We start from the raw sequence: 16,193 nt of genomic DNA on the forward strand, positions 1-16,193 counted from the left end.
CTGATTCTAAAGAGCCTTTACGCTCAGCGCCAGACCTTTACCTTTATTTACGCTCAAGGCTAATTATTCAGTTATTTCAAAATATTACATAAGATTTTTCACGCGTTTAACTGTTGAAATCTACGGGATAATCTTGCTCAAGATGAATGAGGGTTTGTGCAGGCTGAGTTTGCGCAATCACCACGCCCTGACGAACAGAGAACCGCACCGGCGTCTGGCGGCGCACGGCATCGAAACCACTCTCCGCCGCTAAAATAACCAGGCTGGCCGCATTGCCTGCCTTCAGGTCATAGCCTTGCAAATTCATGGTACGGGCGCTGTAGGTGGTGATGAGCTTCAGGCCGTCGTCAATTTGCTGGTAGCCCATCAGCTGGCAAACGTGCAGCCCCATGTGCAGCACCTGCAACATATTGGCGGTGCCCAGCGGATACCACGGGTCAAACACATCATCGTGGCCGAAACAGACGTTAATTCCCGCCTCCAGCATCTCTTTCACCCGCGTGATACCGCGCCGTTTAGGGTAAGTATCGAACCGGCCCTGCAGGTGGATATTCACCAGAGGATTGGCGACAAAGTTGATACCTGACATTTTCAGCAAACGGAACAGACGCGAGGTGTACGCGCCGTTGTAAGAGTGCATCGCGGTGGTGTGGCTGGCGGTCACGCGTTCGCCCATGTTTTCACGTAACGCCAGGGCGGCGACGGTTTCTACAAAGCGCGATTGTTCGTCGTCAATCTCATCGCAATGCACGTCGATAAGCTTGTTGTATTTTTTCGCCAGCGCGAAGGTTTTATGCAGCGATTCCACGCCGTATTCGCGGGTGAATTCAAAGTGCGGAATAGCCCCGACGACGTCGGCACCCAGCTTCAGCGCCTCTTCCAGCAGGGCTTCACCGTTCGGGTAGGACATAATGCCTTCCTGCGGAAAGGCCACGATTTGCAGCGTCACCCATGGCGCGACTTCAGCTTTCACTTCCAGCATGGCTTTGAGCGCGGTGAGCGTCGGATCGGACACGTCCACGTGCGTGCGCACATGCTGGATGCCGTTAGCGATCTGCCACTTCAGCGTCTGCCAGGCGCGCTGTTTGACGTCCTCATGCGAAAGCAGCGCCTTACGCTCTGCCCAGCGTTCAATCCCTTCAAACAGGGTACCAGACTGATTCCACGCGGGCTGACCGGCGGTTTGTGTGGTGTCGAGATGGATATGCGGCTCGATAAACGGCGGGATTGCCAGCCCCCCCTGCGCATCCAGGATGTGCTCACCCTGCGCGTCACTGTCAGGCTGGGAAATAATCTGACGAACAACGCCGTCTTCGATATCGATCTGCCACAGGCCTTCGCGGTCAGGCATCCGGACATTTTTAATGGTACGCAAAGGGGTTTTCGTCACGCTCTACCTCGTGGTTTCAGAAAGTGTTTGAGGAAATGCAATAACAGAACAATAGCCCGAAACTGTTTATAAATCGAAAGGTTACATAAAAACCTAACAAAATCAGACAAATACTACCTAAGGAGTATATTGGGAGCGGCTTGATTTGCATCAATACCCCCTGTTACGCGCGCGTTATGTTTAGCCTTAGAAAATCAAAATTGAGGCAATTATGAGCAAAGTCAGACTCGCGATTATTGGTAACGGCATGGTCGGCCATCGCTTTATCGAAGACTTACTGGATAAAGCAGAGCCGGGCCAGTTCGAGATCACGGTATTTTGTGAAGAACCGCGCGTGGCCTATGACCGCGTCCATCTCTCCTCCTATTTCTCCCACCATACCGCCGAAGAGTTGTCACTGGTACGCGAAGGGTTCTACGAGAAGCATAACGTCAACGTGCTGATTGGCGAACGCGCCATCACGCTGAACCGCAAAGAGAAAGTGATCCACTCCAGCAGCGGCCGCACGGTGGTTTACGACAAACTGATTATCGCGACGGGCTCCTACCCGTGGGTGCCTCCGATCCTCGGTTCCGACGGCCAGGATTGCTTCGTTTACCGCACCATTGAAGATTTACATGCTATCGAATCCTGTGCCCGTCGCAGTAAACGCGGCGCCGTGGTAGGCGGCGGTTTGCTCGGCCTCGAAGCCGCCGGCGCGTTGAAAAACCTCGGCGTGGAAACCCACGTGGTCGAATTCGCCCCCGGCCTGATGGCTGAACAGCTCGATGTGATGGGCGGCAGTCAGCTGCGCCAGAAAATCGAAAGCATGGGCGTACGCGTCCACACCGCAAAAAATACCAAACAGATTGTTCAGGGTGGCACCGCCGCCCGTAAGACGATGGAGTTTGCCGATGGCACCTTCCTCGAAGTCGATTTTATCGTGTTCTCCACCGGTATCCGCCCGCAGGACAAACTGGCGCGCCAGTGCGATTTAGAGATCGCCCAGCGCGGTGGCATTGTGATTAACGACCAGTGCCAGACCAGCGATCCGGACGTGTACGCCATCGGCGAATGTGCGTCGTGGAATCAGCGGACTTTCGGCCTGGTGGCGCCGGGCTACAAAATGGCGCAAGTAACCGCCGACCATTTACTGGGGCGCGAAAATGCGTTCACCGGCGCAGACATGAGCGCCAAACTGAAACTGTTAGGCGTCGATGTGGCCGGTATTGGCGACGCACACGCCCGCACGCCGGGGGCACGCAGCTATGTGTACCTCGACGAGAACAAGGCGCTGTATAAGCGTCTGGTGGTCAGCGAAGACAATAAAACGCTGCTCGGCGCTGTGCTGGTGGGCGATACCAGCGATTATGGCAATCTGCTGCAACTGGTACTGAACAACATTCCGCTGCCGGAAAATCCGGATGCGCTGATCCTACCCGCCCACGCAGGCAGCGGCGGCGCGGTGATCGGCACCGATGCCCTGCCGGAAAGCGCGCAAATCTGCTCCTGCTTCGACGTCACGAAAGGCGACATCATCAAAGCGGTTCAGGGCGGCTGCCACACCGTAGCAGCACTGAAATCGGCCACCAAAGCCGGGACTGGCTGCGGCGGCTGTATTCCGCTGGTCACTCAGGTGCTGAATGCTGAACTGAGTAAGCAAGGCATCGAAGTGAATCATCACCTGTGTGAACACTTCGCGTATTCACGTCAGGAGCTGTATCACCTGATCCGCGTCGAAGGCATCCGTTCGTTCGACGATTTACTGAATAAATACGGCAAAGGCTACGGCTGCGAAGTCTGTAAACCGACCGTCGGCTCGCTGCTGGCTTCCTGCTGGAATGATTACGTGCTTAAAGCACAGCACACGCCGCTGCAGGACACCAACGACGTGTTCCTCGCCAACATGCAGAAAGACGGCACTTATTCCGTCATTCCTCGTTCGCCGGGCGGTGAAATCACACCACAAGGTTTGCAGGCAATTGGCGAAATCGCGGCGGAATACAATCTTTACACCAAAATCACCGGCTCGCAGCGCATCGGGATGTTCGGCGCGCAAAAAGACGATTTGCCAGCCATCTGGCAGAAACTGATTAACGCCGGGTTCGAAACCGGCCAGGCTTACGCCAAAGCACTGCGCATGGCGAAAACCTGCGTCGGCAGCACCTGGTGCCGTTACGGCGTCGGCGACAGCCTCGGTTTCGGCATCAGCCTGGAACACCGTTACAAAGGCATCCGTACGCCGCACAAGATGAAATTCGGCGTTTCCGGCTGTACCCGTGAATGTTCTGAAGCACAGGGCAAAGACGTCGGGATTATTGCGACGGAAAACGGCTGGAACCTGTATGTCTGCGGCAACGGCGGCATGAAACCGCGCCACGGTGATTTGCTGGCAGCCGATCTGGATAACGAGACTCTGCTGCGTTATCTCGACCGCTTCATGATGTTCTACATCCGCACCGCCGATAAGCTGCAACGCACCTCGGTCTGGATGGACAACCTTGAAGGCGGAATTGTTTACCTGCGTAAAGTTATCATCGACAACAAACTGGGCCTGAACGATCAGCTGGAAGCCGAGCTGACACGCCTGCGGGAATCAGCCGTGTGTGAATGGCAGGAAACGCTGAACGACCCGGCGGCGCAAACCCGCTTTAGCCACTTTATCAACAGCAGCCAGCGTGACCCGAACGTGCAGTTCGTCGGTGAACGTCAGCAACATCGTCCGGCGCGTCCTGACGAACGTATCCCGGTGAAACAACTCGCCGACGGGGAGGAAGTATTATGAGCCAGTGGTTAACGCTTTGTTCTGTTGAGCAGATCTTACCGGGTTGTGGTGTCTGCGCACTGGCGGGCGATCAGCAGGTTGCCCTGTTCCGCCCTTACGCTGACGAGCAGATCTTTGCCCTGTCGAACCTCGACCCGTTTGCGCAGGCCAGTGTGCTGTCACGCGGAATTATCGCGGAGCATCAGGGCGAGCTGTGGGTGGCAAGCCCGCTGAAAAAACAGCATTTTCGCCTGAGCGATGGTTTGTGCATGGAAGACGATCAGTATTCGATCCCGGCCTATGACGTGCGCGTGCGCGACGGGAATGTGGAAATCAATACCGCCCGTCTTCAGGCTGAGCGCTGTTAAACTCCGCACCGTCCACGCCGCCTCCGGGCGGCGTTTTTATCTGTTTCGCCACATCCGTTTGATAGAGAAACGCCCATGGATTACCTGCCCCTCTTTTGTCAGTTAAAAAACAGAGCCTGTTTGCTGGTTGGTGCCGGTGACGTGGCAGAACGTAAAGCCCGCCTGCTGCTGGAAGCCGGTGCAAAACTGACGGTAAACGCCCTCACCTTTACACCGCAATTTCAGATCTGGGCTGATGAAGGCAAAGTCCGCCTGTTGCGCGGCGAATTCTCCCCGCTGCTGGTGGATGAAAAATGGCTGGTCGTGGCCGCCACCGATTCCGATCTGGTGAATCAGGAAGTCAGTGACGCCGCCGAACACCGTCGCGTGTTCTGTAACGTGGTGGATGCCCCGGAAAGTGCCAGCGTGATCATGCCGTCGATTATCGACCGTTCGCCGCTGATGATTGCCGTCTCCTCCGGCGGTAATGCACCGGTGCTGGCGCGCCTGCTGCGTGAGCGTCTGGAGGCTATACTGCCGCTGCATCTGGGCAAACTGGCGCAGGTAGCGGGCGGATTACGCGCACGGGTCAAAAACCAGTTCAGCGAGATGTCCGAACGCCGCCGCTGGTGGGAAAAGTTGTTTAATCATCATCGTCTGGCGCAGTCTCTGGCCAACAACGATGAAGCCCAAAGCGCGCAATTTATCGAAGAGCTGTTCAGCGAGCCGGTAGATAAACACGGCGAAGTGGTTCTGGTGGGCGCCGGGCCAGGCGACGCCGGATTACTGACGCTCAAAGGCTTGCAGCAAATGCAGCTGGCCGACGTGGTGGTTTACGACCGGCTGGTTTCCGATGGCGTGCTGAATCTGGTGCGCCGTGACGCCGAGCGGATTTTCGTCGGCAAGCGTGCCGGACACCACTGCGTACCGCAGGAGCGTATCAATGAAATCCTGCTGGAACAGGCGCAGATGGGCAAACGCGTTGTCCGGCTAAAAGGCGGCGATCCGTTCATCTTTGGCCGTGGCGGCGAGGAACTGGAAGCACTGAAAGCCGCGGGAATCGCGTTTTCCGTGGTGCCGGGCATCACGGCGGCTTCCGGTTGTTCAGCCTACAGCGGCATTCCGCTGACTCACCGTGACCACGCGCAAAGTGTGCGGCTGATCACCGGTCATGCGAAGCAGGACGGCATTCTGGACTGGGCCTGCATGGCGCAAAGCCAGCAAACGCTGGTGTTTTATATGGGGCTGACGCAGGCCGGTGAAATACAGCGCCGTTTACTGGAAAATGGTCTTGCCGCAGAAACGCCCGTCGCGCTGGTGGAAAACGGCACCAGCCAACAGCAGCGGGTCGTGACCGGCGTGCTGACTGAACTGGGCAATCTGGCAAAACAAGTGCAAAGCCCGAGCCTGATTATCGTTGGCAGCGTGGTAAGCCTGCGGGAAAAACTGAACTGGTTTGCCAGTAAAACGCAAAACTGACAAGCCAGCGCAACGTTGCGCTGTATGTTCCACTGATTTTGTAAGGTGTTGAAAGCAAAAAACCACGTCAGGAAGACGTGGTTTTTGTATTCACAGCGAAGTCAGAGATTATGGCAGCGTAACAAAACCAATCGCTTCATAAGCTTTCTTCAGCGTCACGCTGGCGCGGGCGCGGGCTTTCTCAGCACCTTCTTTCATCACCTCTTGCAGGTAAGCTTCGTCGCTGCGGAAGCGGTTAAAACGCTCTTGCACGTCGGTCAGCATGCCTGAAACAGCTTCGGCCACTGCACCTTTCAGATGACCATACATCTGGCCTTCAAATTCAGCTTCCAGCTCTGGAATCGCTTTGCCGGTGACACCGGAAAGGATATCCAGCAGGTTTGAAACGCCCGGCTTATTTTTAATGTCGTAACGGATGACCGGTGGCTCTTCGGAATCCGTCATCGCGCTTTTGATTTTCTTGGTGACCGCTTTCGGATCTTCCAGCAGGCCGATCACGTTTTTACGGTTGTCATCCGACTTGGACATCTTCTTGGTCGGTTCCTGCAATGACATCACACGCGCACCGGATTTCGGAATGAACGGCTCAGGCACGGTAAACACGTCACCGTAAATCGCGTTGAAACGGCTGGCGATATCGCGGCTCAGTTCCAGATGCTGTTTCTGGTCTTCACCGACCGGCACCTGATTGGTCTGGTACAGCAGAATATCGGCCGCCATCAGCACCGGATAATCGAACAGACCGGCGGTGATACTTTCGCTGTTGGACGTCTCGTAACGCGCTGATTTGTCTTTAAACTGCGTCATGCGCCCCAGTTCACCGAAATAGGTGTAGCAGTTCAGCGCCCAGCTCAGTTGCGTATGTTCAGGAACATGAGACTGCACGAAGATCGTGCTTTTCTTCGGATCAATACCGACGGCCAGATACAGTGCCAGCGTGTCGAGCGTTGCTTTACGCAGCTTTTCCGCATCCTGGCGCACGGTGATCGCATGCAAATCAACGATGCAGTAAATGCATTCGTAATCGTCCTGCATTTTGACCCACTGACGCAGCGCACCCATGTAGTTGCCAATGGTCAATTCGCCGGAGGGCTGTGCGCCACTAAATACGATGGGTTTACTCATTTTATGCTTCCTGATCTTTTAAAGATGACAGCCCCAAGGTGGGCAGAAGGTCGGCGAAATTCTCCAGTACGCGATCGGGTTTGGTCAGCGCGATAGTTTCACCGTAGTTATAACCGTATGTCATGCCGACGCACGGGCAGCCAGCGGCCTGTGCAGCATGAATATCATTGCGTGAATCACCGACAAACACCATTTCACTGGCACGCAGTCCGAGCAACGCCAGGGTCATATAGACCGGCGCCGGATGCGGTTTTTTTGCCACGACGTCATCGCCGCCAATCACGACGGTGAAATAACTGTCGATACCCAGCGATTGCAGCAAAGGCGCGATGAAAGGCGTCGGTTTATTGGTCACCAGCCCCATTGGCAGCCCCGCCGCGGCCAGTGCGGCCAGCGTCTCTTTAACCTGAGGGTATAAACGGCTGCCGCCTGCGGCAGTACCGGCATAATAGTGATCAAATTTATTACGCACATTCTGCAGAAATGCTGGCGACATATCGCCTTCGGCCCAGCGGACGGCGCGTTCAACCATGACGTCGGCACCGTTGCCGATCCAGGTGCTGAGGCGCGCAACGCCAGCGGCCGGTAAACCGACATCACGTAACGCCAGATCCACGGCCTCGGCCAGACCCGGCGCGCTGTCGACCAGCGTGCCGTCTAAATCAAATGCCAGACCACGCGCAGCCAGAGTGTCAGTCATGGGAAACCTTCGCCAGCTCGCTGCGCATGTGATCAATGACGGTGCCGTAATCCGGCTGATTGAAGATGGCTGAACCGGCGACAAACATGTCGGCGCCCGCAGCAGCAATCTCACGGATATTTTCCGCTTTCACGCCGCCATCCACTTCCAGACGAATGTCGTAACCGCTCGCATCAATAATCTTGCGCACCTGACGCAGTTTATCCAGCGTGCCCGGAATAAAGGACTGACCGCCAAAGCCGGGGTTGACCGACATCAGCAGGATCACATCCAGTTTATCCATCACGTAGTCGAGATAGCTCAGCGATGTGGCCGGATTAAAGACCAGACCGGCTTTACAGCCGTGGCTTTTGATCAGTTGCAAAGTGCGGTCAACGTGCTCAGAGGCTTCCGGATGGAAAGTAATGTACGTCGCGCCCGCTTCAGCAAAATCAGGCACCAGACGATCCACCGGTTTTACCATCAGATGAACATCGATCGGTGCTGTGATGCCGTAATCGCGCAGTGCTTTGAGGATCGCAGGCCCCATCGTTAAATTCGGTACGTAGTGGTTATCCATTACATCGAAATGTACGACGTCTCCACCCGCAGCCAGTGCCTTTGCCGTGTCTTCACCCAGACGGGCAAAGTCAGCAGACAGAATCGATGGTGCAATCAAAAACTGTTTCATCCGCTTCTCCAAACGATAAGGTTACCTGTTGACTGCGGCGCAAACCGGCAATCAGCGATACAGCGCTAAAAGTTCGTTCACTTTGCTGCGTTGAGCAACATTGCTGCTGATAGTACGACGCGCAGAGACGCGATGCAGTTCCGCTTCTGCGTACCATTCCAGCGTAAGTGGTGTTTCGTGGTTGGAGATCAGCACCGGTACCGCATTCTCATTAGAGAGCTGCTGCGCCAGGCGCGCCAGATTGCGCTGATCGTCCATGCTAAAGCTGTTGGTGTGATACGCCGTAAAATTCGCAGTAGCAGAAAGTGGCGCATAAGGTGGATCGCAATAAACCACCGAGCCGGACTCCGCTTTCAGCAACGTGTCCTGATAATGTTCGCACACGAAAACCGCATTTTTGGCTTTTTCAGCAAACCAGTGGAGTTCTTCTTCCGGGAAATACGGTTTTTTATAACGGCCAAAAGGCACGTTAAACGCTCCGCTGAGGTTATAGCGACACAGGCCGTTGTAACAATGGCGGTTCAAATAGAGGAAAAGTACCGAACGACGATAAGGGTCGCTGCTGGCATTGAACTCAGCCCTCAGGACGTAAAAACGATCTGAATCATTATACTCAGGCGTGAAAAGCACACGGGCATCACGCACAAATTCGTCTGTGCGGAGTTTCACAATGTTATAGAGGTTGATCAGGTCGCTGTTGATATCCGCCAGAATGTAGGCGTCATACTCAGTATTCAAAAATACCGAGCCCGCGCCAACAAAAGGCTCAATCAGACAATCTCCCGCCGGAAGATGACGTTTAATGTCATCAATCAGCGGGTATTTGCCGCCAGCCCACTTCAAAAACGCGCGGTTCTTCTTCATGCCGTCAGTTAGCTACTTATACAATTCACAGCCGCGGATTGTACCCTGTTTTTAGACAGCAAATCGCGTTGAGATCAGATTCATTTTTTCAGGTCTTGCTGTACCTGATGTACAGGTTTAACCCACGGTTTTTTCGCCTGAACTTCCGCAGGCAGACTGGCAATAGCACGCTTGGCTTCTGCAGAAGACGCATAGTTACCACTGACCAATACATACCACGGCTTCCCGTCACGGGCAGTCTGATAGACCAGATAGTTTTTCAAACCTGATTGTTTGGCAAAAGCGTTCAGCGAAGTAGCCTGAGAGGCACCGCTTAACTGCAGCGTGAAGTGTGAACCAGGTGCAGATTTAATGGCTGATGCGCTGCCTGAAGCCACTGCTGGCGCAGACGCGGCAGGCGTAGACGCTGTCTGGGATTTGGCCGGGTGCGATGCCGTCGCCGCAGGTTTACGCTCAACCGGTTTCGCGGTATGGGTGGTCTGCGGGGTACGGGCAGTTTGCGCCGGACGAGTATGCGTAGCTGAAGGTTGTGAAACGGCCGGCGTCTGAGTACGCGCCGAACCATTGACTGTCGCCGCAGCGGTCGGCAGAGAGGTCAGAGATTGTGCAGCACTATTGGTTGCTGAACCCTGAACCATACTGCCCTGCGCAACACCATCCACCTGATTCTGCTGGGAAGACAATGCATCGCCCATATCACCCGGCAGATCCACACGTTCTTTCTGACCATTATCAGGCAGAGGCTGTGCTTCAGTTGGGGTGGAGGACACTGGCGGTAAACCAATATTCTGCGGCTGCTGGCCATTTGCGGCCTGAGCGGTGTTGTTTTGCGCCTGCGCGGAGGGCTGAGCCGGGGCTGCAGCGTCGTTGCCCGCAAGATTAATGTCTTTCGGACCGTTGTTCTGCTGGGTAGCCTGGTTCGATGTCGGTGACTTCATGGCAGAGCCGATACCTACGATCAGCAATACCAGCACCACAATACCGATGCCAATCATGACGTACTGACGGGAAACAGCGACCTTTGGTATGGAAGGAGACGGTTTGCGCGCGCGCGGTGGGCGGCGATCGCTGGTGTCTGGCTTGAGATCGTCTTCCGGTGTTAAATCATCCATCTAAAACCTCCAACCCGGCTAAAAGCCTGAAACAGGCCTCACGCGGAGCAACTATCCTGACTAATAAATATAACGCTTGCTGGGCATTGGTAAAATCGGTCGTTATCTGGCCAAAAAAGTGGCCACAGGTTTAACGGCAATCTTCAATCGAAGCCAGCACCATTTCATGCGATACGCCGGAGCGTACTTCAGACTGTCCAATTGCTTTCGGTAAAACCAGACGCAGTTCGCCAGCCAGTACTTTCTTATCACGCATCATGTGCGGCAAATAGGCGTCGGCTTTCATGACCTGTGGCCCGGTGACCGGTAAACCGGCGCGGGTCAGCAAGGTTTTCACCCGGGCGATATCACCCAGACCGAATTGACCGAGGCGATGGGCGGTATAACACGCCATCATCATGCCTGCGGACACGGCTTCACCGTGCAGCCAGTTGCCATAACCCATTTCAGCTTCAATAGCATGGCCATAAGTATGGCCCAGATTCAGCAAGGCGCGCAGTCCGTTTTCACGTTCATCGGCAGCGACAACCTCCGCTTTCAGCTCGCAGCAACGTCGGATGCAATAAGCCAGCGCGTTCATATCCAGCGCCAGCAGAGCGTCCATGTTGTCTTCAAGCCAGACAAAGAAGTCGGCATCCAAAATAATGCCGTATTTGATCACTTCCGCCAGCCCCGATGACATTTCACGGGCAGGTAAAGTGCGCAGACAGTCGAGATCAACCACCACCGACGCAGGCTGATAAAACGCGCCGATCATGTTTTTTCCGAGGGGATGGTTTACCGCCGTTTTACCGCCAACGGAGGAATCGACCTGAGAAAGCAACGTGGTAGGCACCTGAACAAAGCGTACACCGCGTTGATAACTGGCTGCAGCGAAGCCGGTTAAATCACCGACTACGCCGCCGCCAAGGGCGACAAGTGTGGTATCACGTCCGTGCGGCTTTTGGAGCAGCGCGGAGAACACGTCATTGAGAACAGCCAGGGATTTGTATTGTTCACCATCAGGCAAAATCACCTGATCAACACGAACGCCTGCCTGCTCCAGCACTGAACGAATGCCGTCCAGATAGAGAGGAGCGAGGGTTTCATTGGTCACTATCATGACCTGATCGCCTGCCTTTACCGGCATAAAAGAAGCCGGATCGTGGAACAATCCGGCAGCAATCGTAATGGGGTAGCTACGCTCCCCTAACGTTACGGTAATCCTCTCCATGTCGCGCTCTGTAACCTTCTTTAACTGACACCCTCAGGCAATGATAGAAACCAAAAATCAGTTACTTTCCAGCATGTTAATAATCTGGTTGGCGACGACTTTGGCACTTTGATCATCGGTACGAATAGTGACGTCGGCAATCTCTTCATACAAAGGATTGCGTTCTCTCGCCAGTGCTTCAAGCACTTCACGCGGCGGAGCACTCACTTGTAATAATGGACGTTTTTTGTCGCGTTGTGTACGCGCCAGTTGTTTTTCGATGGTAGTTTCAAGATAGACGACAACGCCACGCGCCGACAAACGGTTACGGGTTTCACGTGATTTAACGGAACCCCCGCCAGTTGCCAGAACGATGCCTTGTTTTTCGGTCAATTCGTTGATCACTTTTTCTTCGCGGTCGCGGAAGCCGTCTTCGCCTTCTAAATCAAATACCCAGCCCACATCAGCTCCGGTACGTCGCTCAATTTCGTGATCGGAGTCGAAAAACTCCATATTGAGTTGTTGAGCTAACTGTCGACCAATAGTGCTTTTGCCGGCACCCATAGGCCCAACCAGAAAGATATTGCGTTTCTCTGCCATGTTTTTCGGTATTACTAAGACTATTTCGTTGATGATAACCCGCCCCGCCAATCAAATTAGCGGCGGGACCTAAACTGAAACCTCATGAGCGATAGTGCGAGATCAGAAAAAAATTATCTCAACACTCTTGGTAGTTTGGCAACCGAATAAATCACATTGCACGCCGCAGGAGGGAAACCGTACGTTTTTATCGACGTGTGTGCAGTAAAAAAAGATCACGGTGCTTAATTCGGTAACCCTTGTAAGCTAAATCGACGGCAGCGTCAAACTCAGAAGCCTCTGACGACACAAAAAGTTGCACGTGCTCAAGGTAATTATGCGGTTTAGGTTAACACTTAATACCCGCTTAGCGGGTGCGGATTAAGGTTGGAGTGATGAAAATCACCAACTCACGCCGCTGTTCATTCGTATACTGGTGTTTAAACAAGGAACCTACCACCGGAATATCGCCGAGGACGGGCACTTTTGTATCTGTGTTCTGATTTTTACGTTGAAAAATTCCGCCGAGTACAATCGTTTCGCCATCTTTTACAGTGACCTGGGTTTTAATTTCCTGCTTATCGATCGCCAGCGCTTCACCTTCTGACTGTTTAATGCTCCGCCCCGGCATGTTCTGGCTGATTTGTAATGCCAGCTGGATGCGACCGTCACGCTGAATTTTGGGCGTCACTTCCATACCGAGCACGGCTTCTTTAAATTCGATCGAGGTGCTGCCACTCGCACCACTGGACACCTGATAAGGAATTTCGGTGCCCTGTTTGATACTGGCGGTCTGCATATGCGCCGTCAGCAACCGCGGGCTGGCGATAATATCGACTTTGTCTTCCTGCTCCAGCGCGGTCAATTCGAGATCCAGTATCCGTCCGCTGATGTGCGCCAGATTAAATCCCGCGGTAAATATCGGGTTTTCTACCGGCATCCCCATGCTGAAATTGTTCATACGCACGGCTTTGGTGAGCGCCTCTTCCCCCGTGAATCCCCAGCGTACGCCTAATTCCCTCAGGCTTTCGCTATTCATTGTTACGATGTGTGCTGCAAGTTGCACCTGCTGCAAGGGCAGATCCATCTCTTTCACCCACGGCGCAACCACATCCAGCGCTTCTTGAGTATCACGCAATAAAAGTGTGTTGGTGCGCGGATCCGCAGACGCGCTGCCCTTTACAGAAAGCAGCGTGCCTTTTTGCGCGTTCAGACTCAGCGCCGCGTCTTTGGCATCAGCATATTGCAGCGGCACGGTCAGGCTGAGTACCGGACGTTGATCTTCCTGCTGCTCGGCAGCCTCCCTGAGTTTCTGTTGCTGTAAAAGCGGATCGATTTCAGGTGACACCATCAGCACGTTGCCTTCCAGCTGGCTGGTGAGATGGTTCATGCGCAGGATAATATCCAGCGCCTGCTGCCAGGGCACTTCCCTGAGCTTCACGCTAATCTGCCCTTCAACGCCCGGCGCAGTAATAAGATTGAGCTGCCGGGTATCGGCCAGCGCCTGCAATACCATTTCCACCGGCGCGGTCTGAAACTCCAGTGACACCGGCGACAACTGAGCGGCCTTCGCCGCGCTAAAACACAAACATAACGGCAGCCACCAGGCGGCATAGTTACTCTGTTTCATCATTTTCCTTTCCGTGGAGTGACAATAGTTTGACCAAACCGAAGGGTCTGGCGCTGCTCGCCGCAGCGAATATCGCTGATGCTGAGTTCGATCTTTGACGCACTGAGCGCTTCTACCGTCCATTGCGGCATACCGATCTGCGCGCCTGCTTCTACCTTTATCCAGCCTTCATCCGGCGAGAGTAACCAGCCGGACTGCCGCCCTTCCACCTGCACGATCCCGCCTAAACGCCATGCTGGAGATAGCGCTTCGTCCGCACAAGGCCGGGCTGGCGTGGAAGCAAAGGGATCACGCACGGGAAGGCTCGTGGCAGCCGCATCGGGAATTTCCGCAGCCTCGGTGGTTTGCGTCAATAAAAGTGAGGCCGCAAGACCGTCTTCACCCGCCCGCAGATTCAGTTCACTGAACGCCGGATGCGAAGGTTTTTGCAGCAATGTCTGAAGAAAATGCACCAGCGCGCTAAACGACGCTTTCAGATGAAGTTCACCTTGCGGGCCGGGCGCGGGCAACCACTGAACCAGCGTGGCTTGTGAGGTTTTCAGTGGCTGTGAGAATTGCTGATCCAGAGGCAAAATGTCATTTTCTGCCCGCACGTTTTCTTTCAGAGTCTGCTCCAGGCGCGACAGCGGTGATGCCTGAAGCAATATCACCTGGGCATGAGCCACAACACGCTGCATATCCTTGATCTGCTTCTCCAGATCATTCTGTTGCTGCCACATGCCACTCAACACGCACTGATATAGGATCATCGCCATGCACAACGTTGCCCCCGTCAGCATTGATGCCAGCTGCCAGCCTGGTTTTTGCATGAGAGGTTCAAGCCGCGCGGCGAAGGAGAACGTCATGGCCGCGCCCCCTGTTTATCCGCTGATAACACGCCAGGCGGCTGACGCAGTTGCATCTTCAGGGTAAAACTCAGCGCCTGACCGGATTGCTGACGTACATCTGCAAGGCTGACGTCACCGAGTAATTCGCTGGCGGCGAGCGTTTCACCAAAAGCCAAAATATCGTGATAAAACCGCCCTTCACCCTTGAGCGTCAGGTGGTTCTGATGCTCAGTCAGTTCACTCAGCCGGAGATCCTCGGGCATATTTTCAGCCAGCAACGTCAGCAGTTGCAGATAGTCCCTGCTTCGCTGCGCCTTCTGCTGGCTTATCAGGCGCTGAGCCATCTGCTCTTTTACCTTTGCTGATGCCGCATCCACACGCCGTTGCTGGAGAGACAGCGCCTGCGAAGCGAGTTTCAGCGCAGCGACATGCTGCAGTAACAGTGTCTGATGCTGTGCCTGAAAAGCAGCACAGATCCAAGAACCCGCCAGCAGCAATCCCGGAAACAACATCGTCACGTTCAGCCAGAAACGCAGCCGTTTCCGGCCCTGCACCCTGCGCCAGGGCAATAAATTGACCTGTAGCATCAGCAATCCATATGTCGCAGTGCCAGCCCGACGGCGGGAGCAAAAGCGCCGGGGCTGACCGGTAGCGGTGCAGATAACTGACCGATAGCGCTCAGCGGCGACCAGCTTTGCAGTGACGGCGGTGGATTTTCGCCGCTGTAATAGCCTCCGGCTTCACACAACGTCGCCGCGCGATACTGCGTACGAACCCGCTCTGCCAGGGAAGTGTCGGCCTGCGCGTCAGTGTTATCGAATAATCCAAACTGGAACGGCAAACCGTGCGGCGAAGCCCAGAGAATGGCATCGTCGAGAGGATGAATCAGCAAAGCGTCACCGGGAAGCCCGGCGGCATGGGCGGCAACCTGAAGAGCACAGGGGGCAAGTTCGATCACCTGCGGGAAAAGCTGCGCCTGCGCCAGACAGCGCATCCACTGTTCGATTTCCTGCTGCCTGGCAGCGGTGACCACCATCTGATTATCGCCGCACGGGTCTGCGCGATAGTCCATCACCAGATGTTCGATGCTGAGGGGGAACTGTTTCGCCGCATGGGCGAAAATAAAGGCGCTGCGGGCAGGCTCAGGCATACGCACATCAGGCGCGGCCATACGCTGCTGCATGATCCGCTGTGCCGGGAGGCTGATTCTGAGTGACAGCGTCGAGGGTAAGGTTTTGCGCCAAATTGATAAAATGGCGATCAGTGGCGCAGTCTCATGTAATATGCCCTCCCGCAACGTGAAATCGGGCAGCGGATGCTGCCACCAATGACGTAATTGCCAGCCATGACGCCGCCTTTGTACGGCGATCGCACGGGCAAAACCGGCTTGAATATCCAGACCTACCTGCCATGCTTGTAGTCGCATTTTCGCCCAATCTCCATATCGTCAAGTAAATAAAAGTACGTATCCATGTTGCAGGCTTGCCTTTATACTACCGCGCGGTTGTTTATAAACTGCCCAATTGACACTAAAT

15 protein-coding genes are annotated in these 16,193 nt (G+C 54.7%); 3 read left to right on the forward strand and 12 right to left on the reverse strand.

Translation table 11 applies throughout. The annotated features are described in order from the left end of the window. Positions 1–106: 106 nt before the first annotated feature. Positions 107–1,390, reverse strand: a complete 1,284-nt coding sequence (locus J1779_RS04380; RefSeq protein ID WP_217202943.1) for a cytosine deaminase — start codon at positions 1,388–1,390, stop codon at positions 107–109. Positions 1,391–1,601: 211 nt separating this feature from the next. Between J1779_RS04380 and nirB the strand changes: the two genes are divergently transcribed. From nirB to cysG, 3 genes are all read left to right on the forward strand, one after another. Continuing rightward, a complete protein-coding gene (gene nirB / locus J1779_RS04385) occupies positions 1,602–4,154 on the forward strand; it encodes a nitrite reductase large subunit NirB (protein ID WP_217202944.1) in 2,553 nt (850 codons plus the stop codon). Further along, on the forward strand, positions 4,151–4,501 hold the full coding sequence (gene nirD, locus J1779_RS04390) for a nitrite reductase small subunit NirD (RefSeq protein ID WP_056775329.1): 351 nt from the start codon (positions 4,151–4,153) through the stop codon (positions 4,499–4,501). Before nirB ends, nirD begins: the two co-directional genes overlap by 4 nt. 75 nt (positions 4,502–4,576) lie before the next feature. Then, positions 4,577–5,959, forward strand: coding sequence for a siroheme synthase CysG (cysG, locus tag J1779_RS04395; RefSeq protein WP_217202945.1), 1,383 nt, complete (start codon positions 4,577–4,579; stop codon positions 5,957–5,959). 108 nt (positions 5,960–6,067) lie between these two features. Here the strand turns inward: cysG and trpS are convergent, their stop codons facing one another. The 11 genes from trpS to pilM all read right to left on the reverse strand — a co-directional run bounded on the left by trpS (position 6,068) and on the right by pilM (position 16,084). After that, on the reverse strand, positions 6,068–7,084 hold the full coding sequence (gene trpS / locus J1779_RS04400) for a tryptophan--tRNA ligase (RefSeq protein WP_056775333.1): 1,017 nt from the start codon (positions 7,082–7,084) through the stop codon (positions 6,068–6,070). A gap of 1 nt (position 7,085) precedes the next feature. Then, positions 7,086–7,784: a phosphoglycolate phosphatase gene (locus tag J1779_RS04405; protein ID WP_056775336.1), complete on the reverse strand. Its 699-nt coding sequence runs from the start codon at positions 7,782–7,784 to the stop codon at positions 7,086–7,088. Beyond that, positions 7,777–8,454 carry a ribulose-phosphate 3-epimerase gene (rpe, locus tag J1779_RS04410; RefSeq protein ID WP_122097303.1) on the reverse strand — a complete coding sequence of 226 codons (678 nt, stop codon included), beginning with the start codon at positions 8,452–8,454 and terminating at the stop codon, positions 7,777–7,779. The genes J1779_RS04405 and rpe overlap by 8 nt, the downstream gene beginning before the upstream one ends. Positions 8,455–8,505: 51 nt before the next feature. Next, positions 8,506–9,318, reverse strand: a complete 813-nt coding sequence (dam, locus tag J1779_RS04415; protein ID WP_056775343.1) for an adenine-specific DNA-methyltransferase — start codon at positions 9,316–9,318, stop codon at positions 8,506–8,508. An 80-nt stretch (positions 9,319–9,398) separates the two neighbouring features. Next, positions 9,399–10,430 carry an SPOR domain-containing protein gene (locus tag J1779_RS04420; RefSeq protein ID WP_217202946.1) on the reverse strand — a complete coding sequence of 344 codons (1,032 nt, stop codon included), beginning with the start codon at positions 10,428–10,430 and terminating at the stop codon, positions 9,399–9,401. A gap of 130 nt (positions 10,431–10,560) precedes the next feature. Further along, positions 10,561–11,643: a 3-dehydroquinate synthase gene (gene aroB / locus J1779_RS04425; RefSeq protein WP_217202947.1), complete on the reverse strand. Its 1,083-nt coding sequence runs from the start codon at positions 11,641–11,643 to the stop codon at positions 10,561–10,563. Positions 11,644–11,700: 57 nt separating this feature from the next. Then, the gene (gene aroK / locus J1779_RS04430; protein ID WP_014333540.1) at positions 11,701–12,222 is read right to left on the reverse strand and encodes a shikimate kinase AroK; all 522 of its coding nucleotides are present in this window, start codon (positions 12,220–12,222) and stop codon (positions 11,701–11,703) included. Positions 12,223–12,568: 346 nt separating this feature from the next. Beyond that, a complete protein-coding gene (hofQ, locus tag J1779_RS04435) occupies positions 12,569–13,831 on the reverse strand; it encodes a DNA uptake porin HofQ (RefSeq protein WP_217202957.1) in 1,263 nt (420 codons plus the stop codon). Next, on the reverse strand, positions 13,831–14,676 hold the full coding sequence (locus J1779_RS04440; RefSeq protein WP_217202948.1) for a DNA utilization family protein: 846 nt from the start codon (positions 14,674–14,676) through the stop codon (positions 13,831–13,833). The genes hofQ and J1779_RS04440 overlap by 1 nt, the downstream gene beginning before the upstream one ends. After that, on the reverse strand, positions 14,673–15,245 hold the full coding sequence (locus J1779_RS04445; RefSeq protein ID WP_217202949.1) for a PilN domain-containing protein: 573 nt from the start codon (positions 15,243–15,245) through the stop codon (positions 14,673–14,675). Before J1779_RS04445 ends, J1779_RS04440 begins: the two co-directional genes overlap by 4 nt. Beyond that, positions 15,245–16,084 (reverse strand): pilus assembly protein PilM, encoded by an 840-nt coding sequence (gene pilM, locus J1779_RS04450; RefSeq protein WP_217202950.1) that lies wholly within the window; start codon positions 16,082–16,084, stop codon positions 15,245–15,247. Before pilM ends, J1779_RS04445 begins: the two co-directional genes overlap by 1 nt. Between the last annotated feature and the right edge of the window lie 109 nt (positions 16,085–16,193).

The organism is Rahnella rivi, from assembly GCF_019049655.1.
Taxonomy (GTDB): domain Bacteria; phylum Pseudomonadota; class Gammaproteobacteria; order Enterobacterales; family Enterobacteriaceae; genus Rahnella; species Rahnella rivi.

Coding starts and splice junctions, on each gene's coding strand:
- hofQ (WP_217202957.1), bottom strand. CDS start 13,831: ATGAAACAGAGTAACTATGCCGCCTGGTGGCTGCCGTTATGTTTGTGT.
- pilM (WP_217202950.1), bottom strand. CDS start 16,084: ATGCGACTACAAGCATGGCAGGTAGGTCTGGATATTCAAGCCGGTTTT.
- aroB (WP_217202947.1), bottom strand. CDS start 11,643: ATGGAGAGGATTACCGTAACGTTAGGGGAGCGTAGCTACCCCATTACG.
- trpS (WP_056775333.1), bottom strand. CDS start 7,084: ATGAGTAAACCCATCGTATTTAGTGGCGCACAGCCCTCCGGCGAATTG.
- dam (WP_056775343.1), bottom strand. CDS start 9,318: ATGAAGAAGAACCGCGCGTTTTTGAAGTGGGCTGGCGGCAAATACCCG.
- rpe (WP_122097303.1), bottom strand. CDS start 8,454: ATGAAACAGTTTTTGATTGCACCATCGATTCTGTCTGCTGACTTTGCC.
- cysG (WP_217202945.1), top strand. CDS start 4,577: ATGGATTACCTGCCCCTCTTTTGTCAGTTAAAAAACAGAGCCTGTTTG.
- J1779_RS04420 (WP_217202946.1), bottom strand. CDS start 10,430: ATGGATGATTTAACACCGGAAGACGATCTCAAGCCAGACACCAGCGAT.
- aroK (WP_014333540.1), bottom strand. CDS start 12,222: ATGGCAGAGAAACGCAATATCTTTCTGGTTGGGCCTATGGGTGCCGGC.
- nirB (WP_217202944.1), top strand. CDS start 1,602: ATGAGCAAAGTCAGACTCGCGATTATTGGTAACGGCATGGTCGGCCAT.
- J1779_RS04445 (WP_217202949.1), bottom strand. CDS start 15,245: ATGCTACAGGTCAATTTATTGCCCTGGCGCAGGGTGCAGGGCCGGAAA.
- J1779_RS04405 (WP_056775336.1), bottom strand. CDS start 7,784: ATGACTGACACTCTGGCTGCGCGTGGTCTGGCATTTGATTTAGACGGC.
- nirD (WP_056775329.1), top strand. CDS start 4,151: ATGAGCCAGTGGTTAACGCTTTGTTCTGTTGAGCAGATCTTACCGGGT.
- J1779_RS04440 (WP_217202948.1), bottom strand. CDS start 14,676: ATGACGTTCTCCTTCGCCGCGCGGCTTGAACCTCTCATGCAAAAACCA.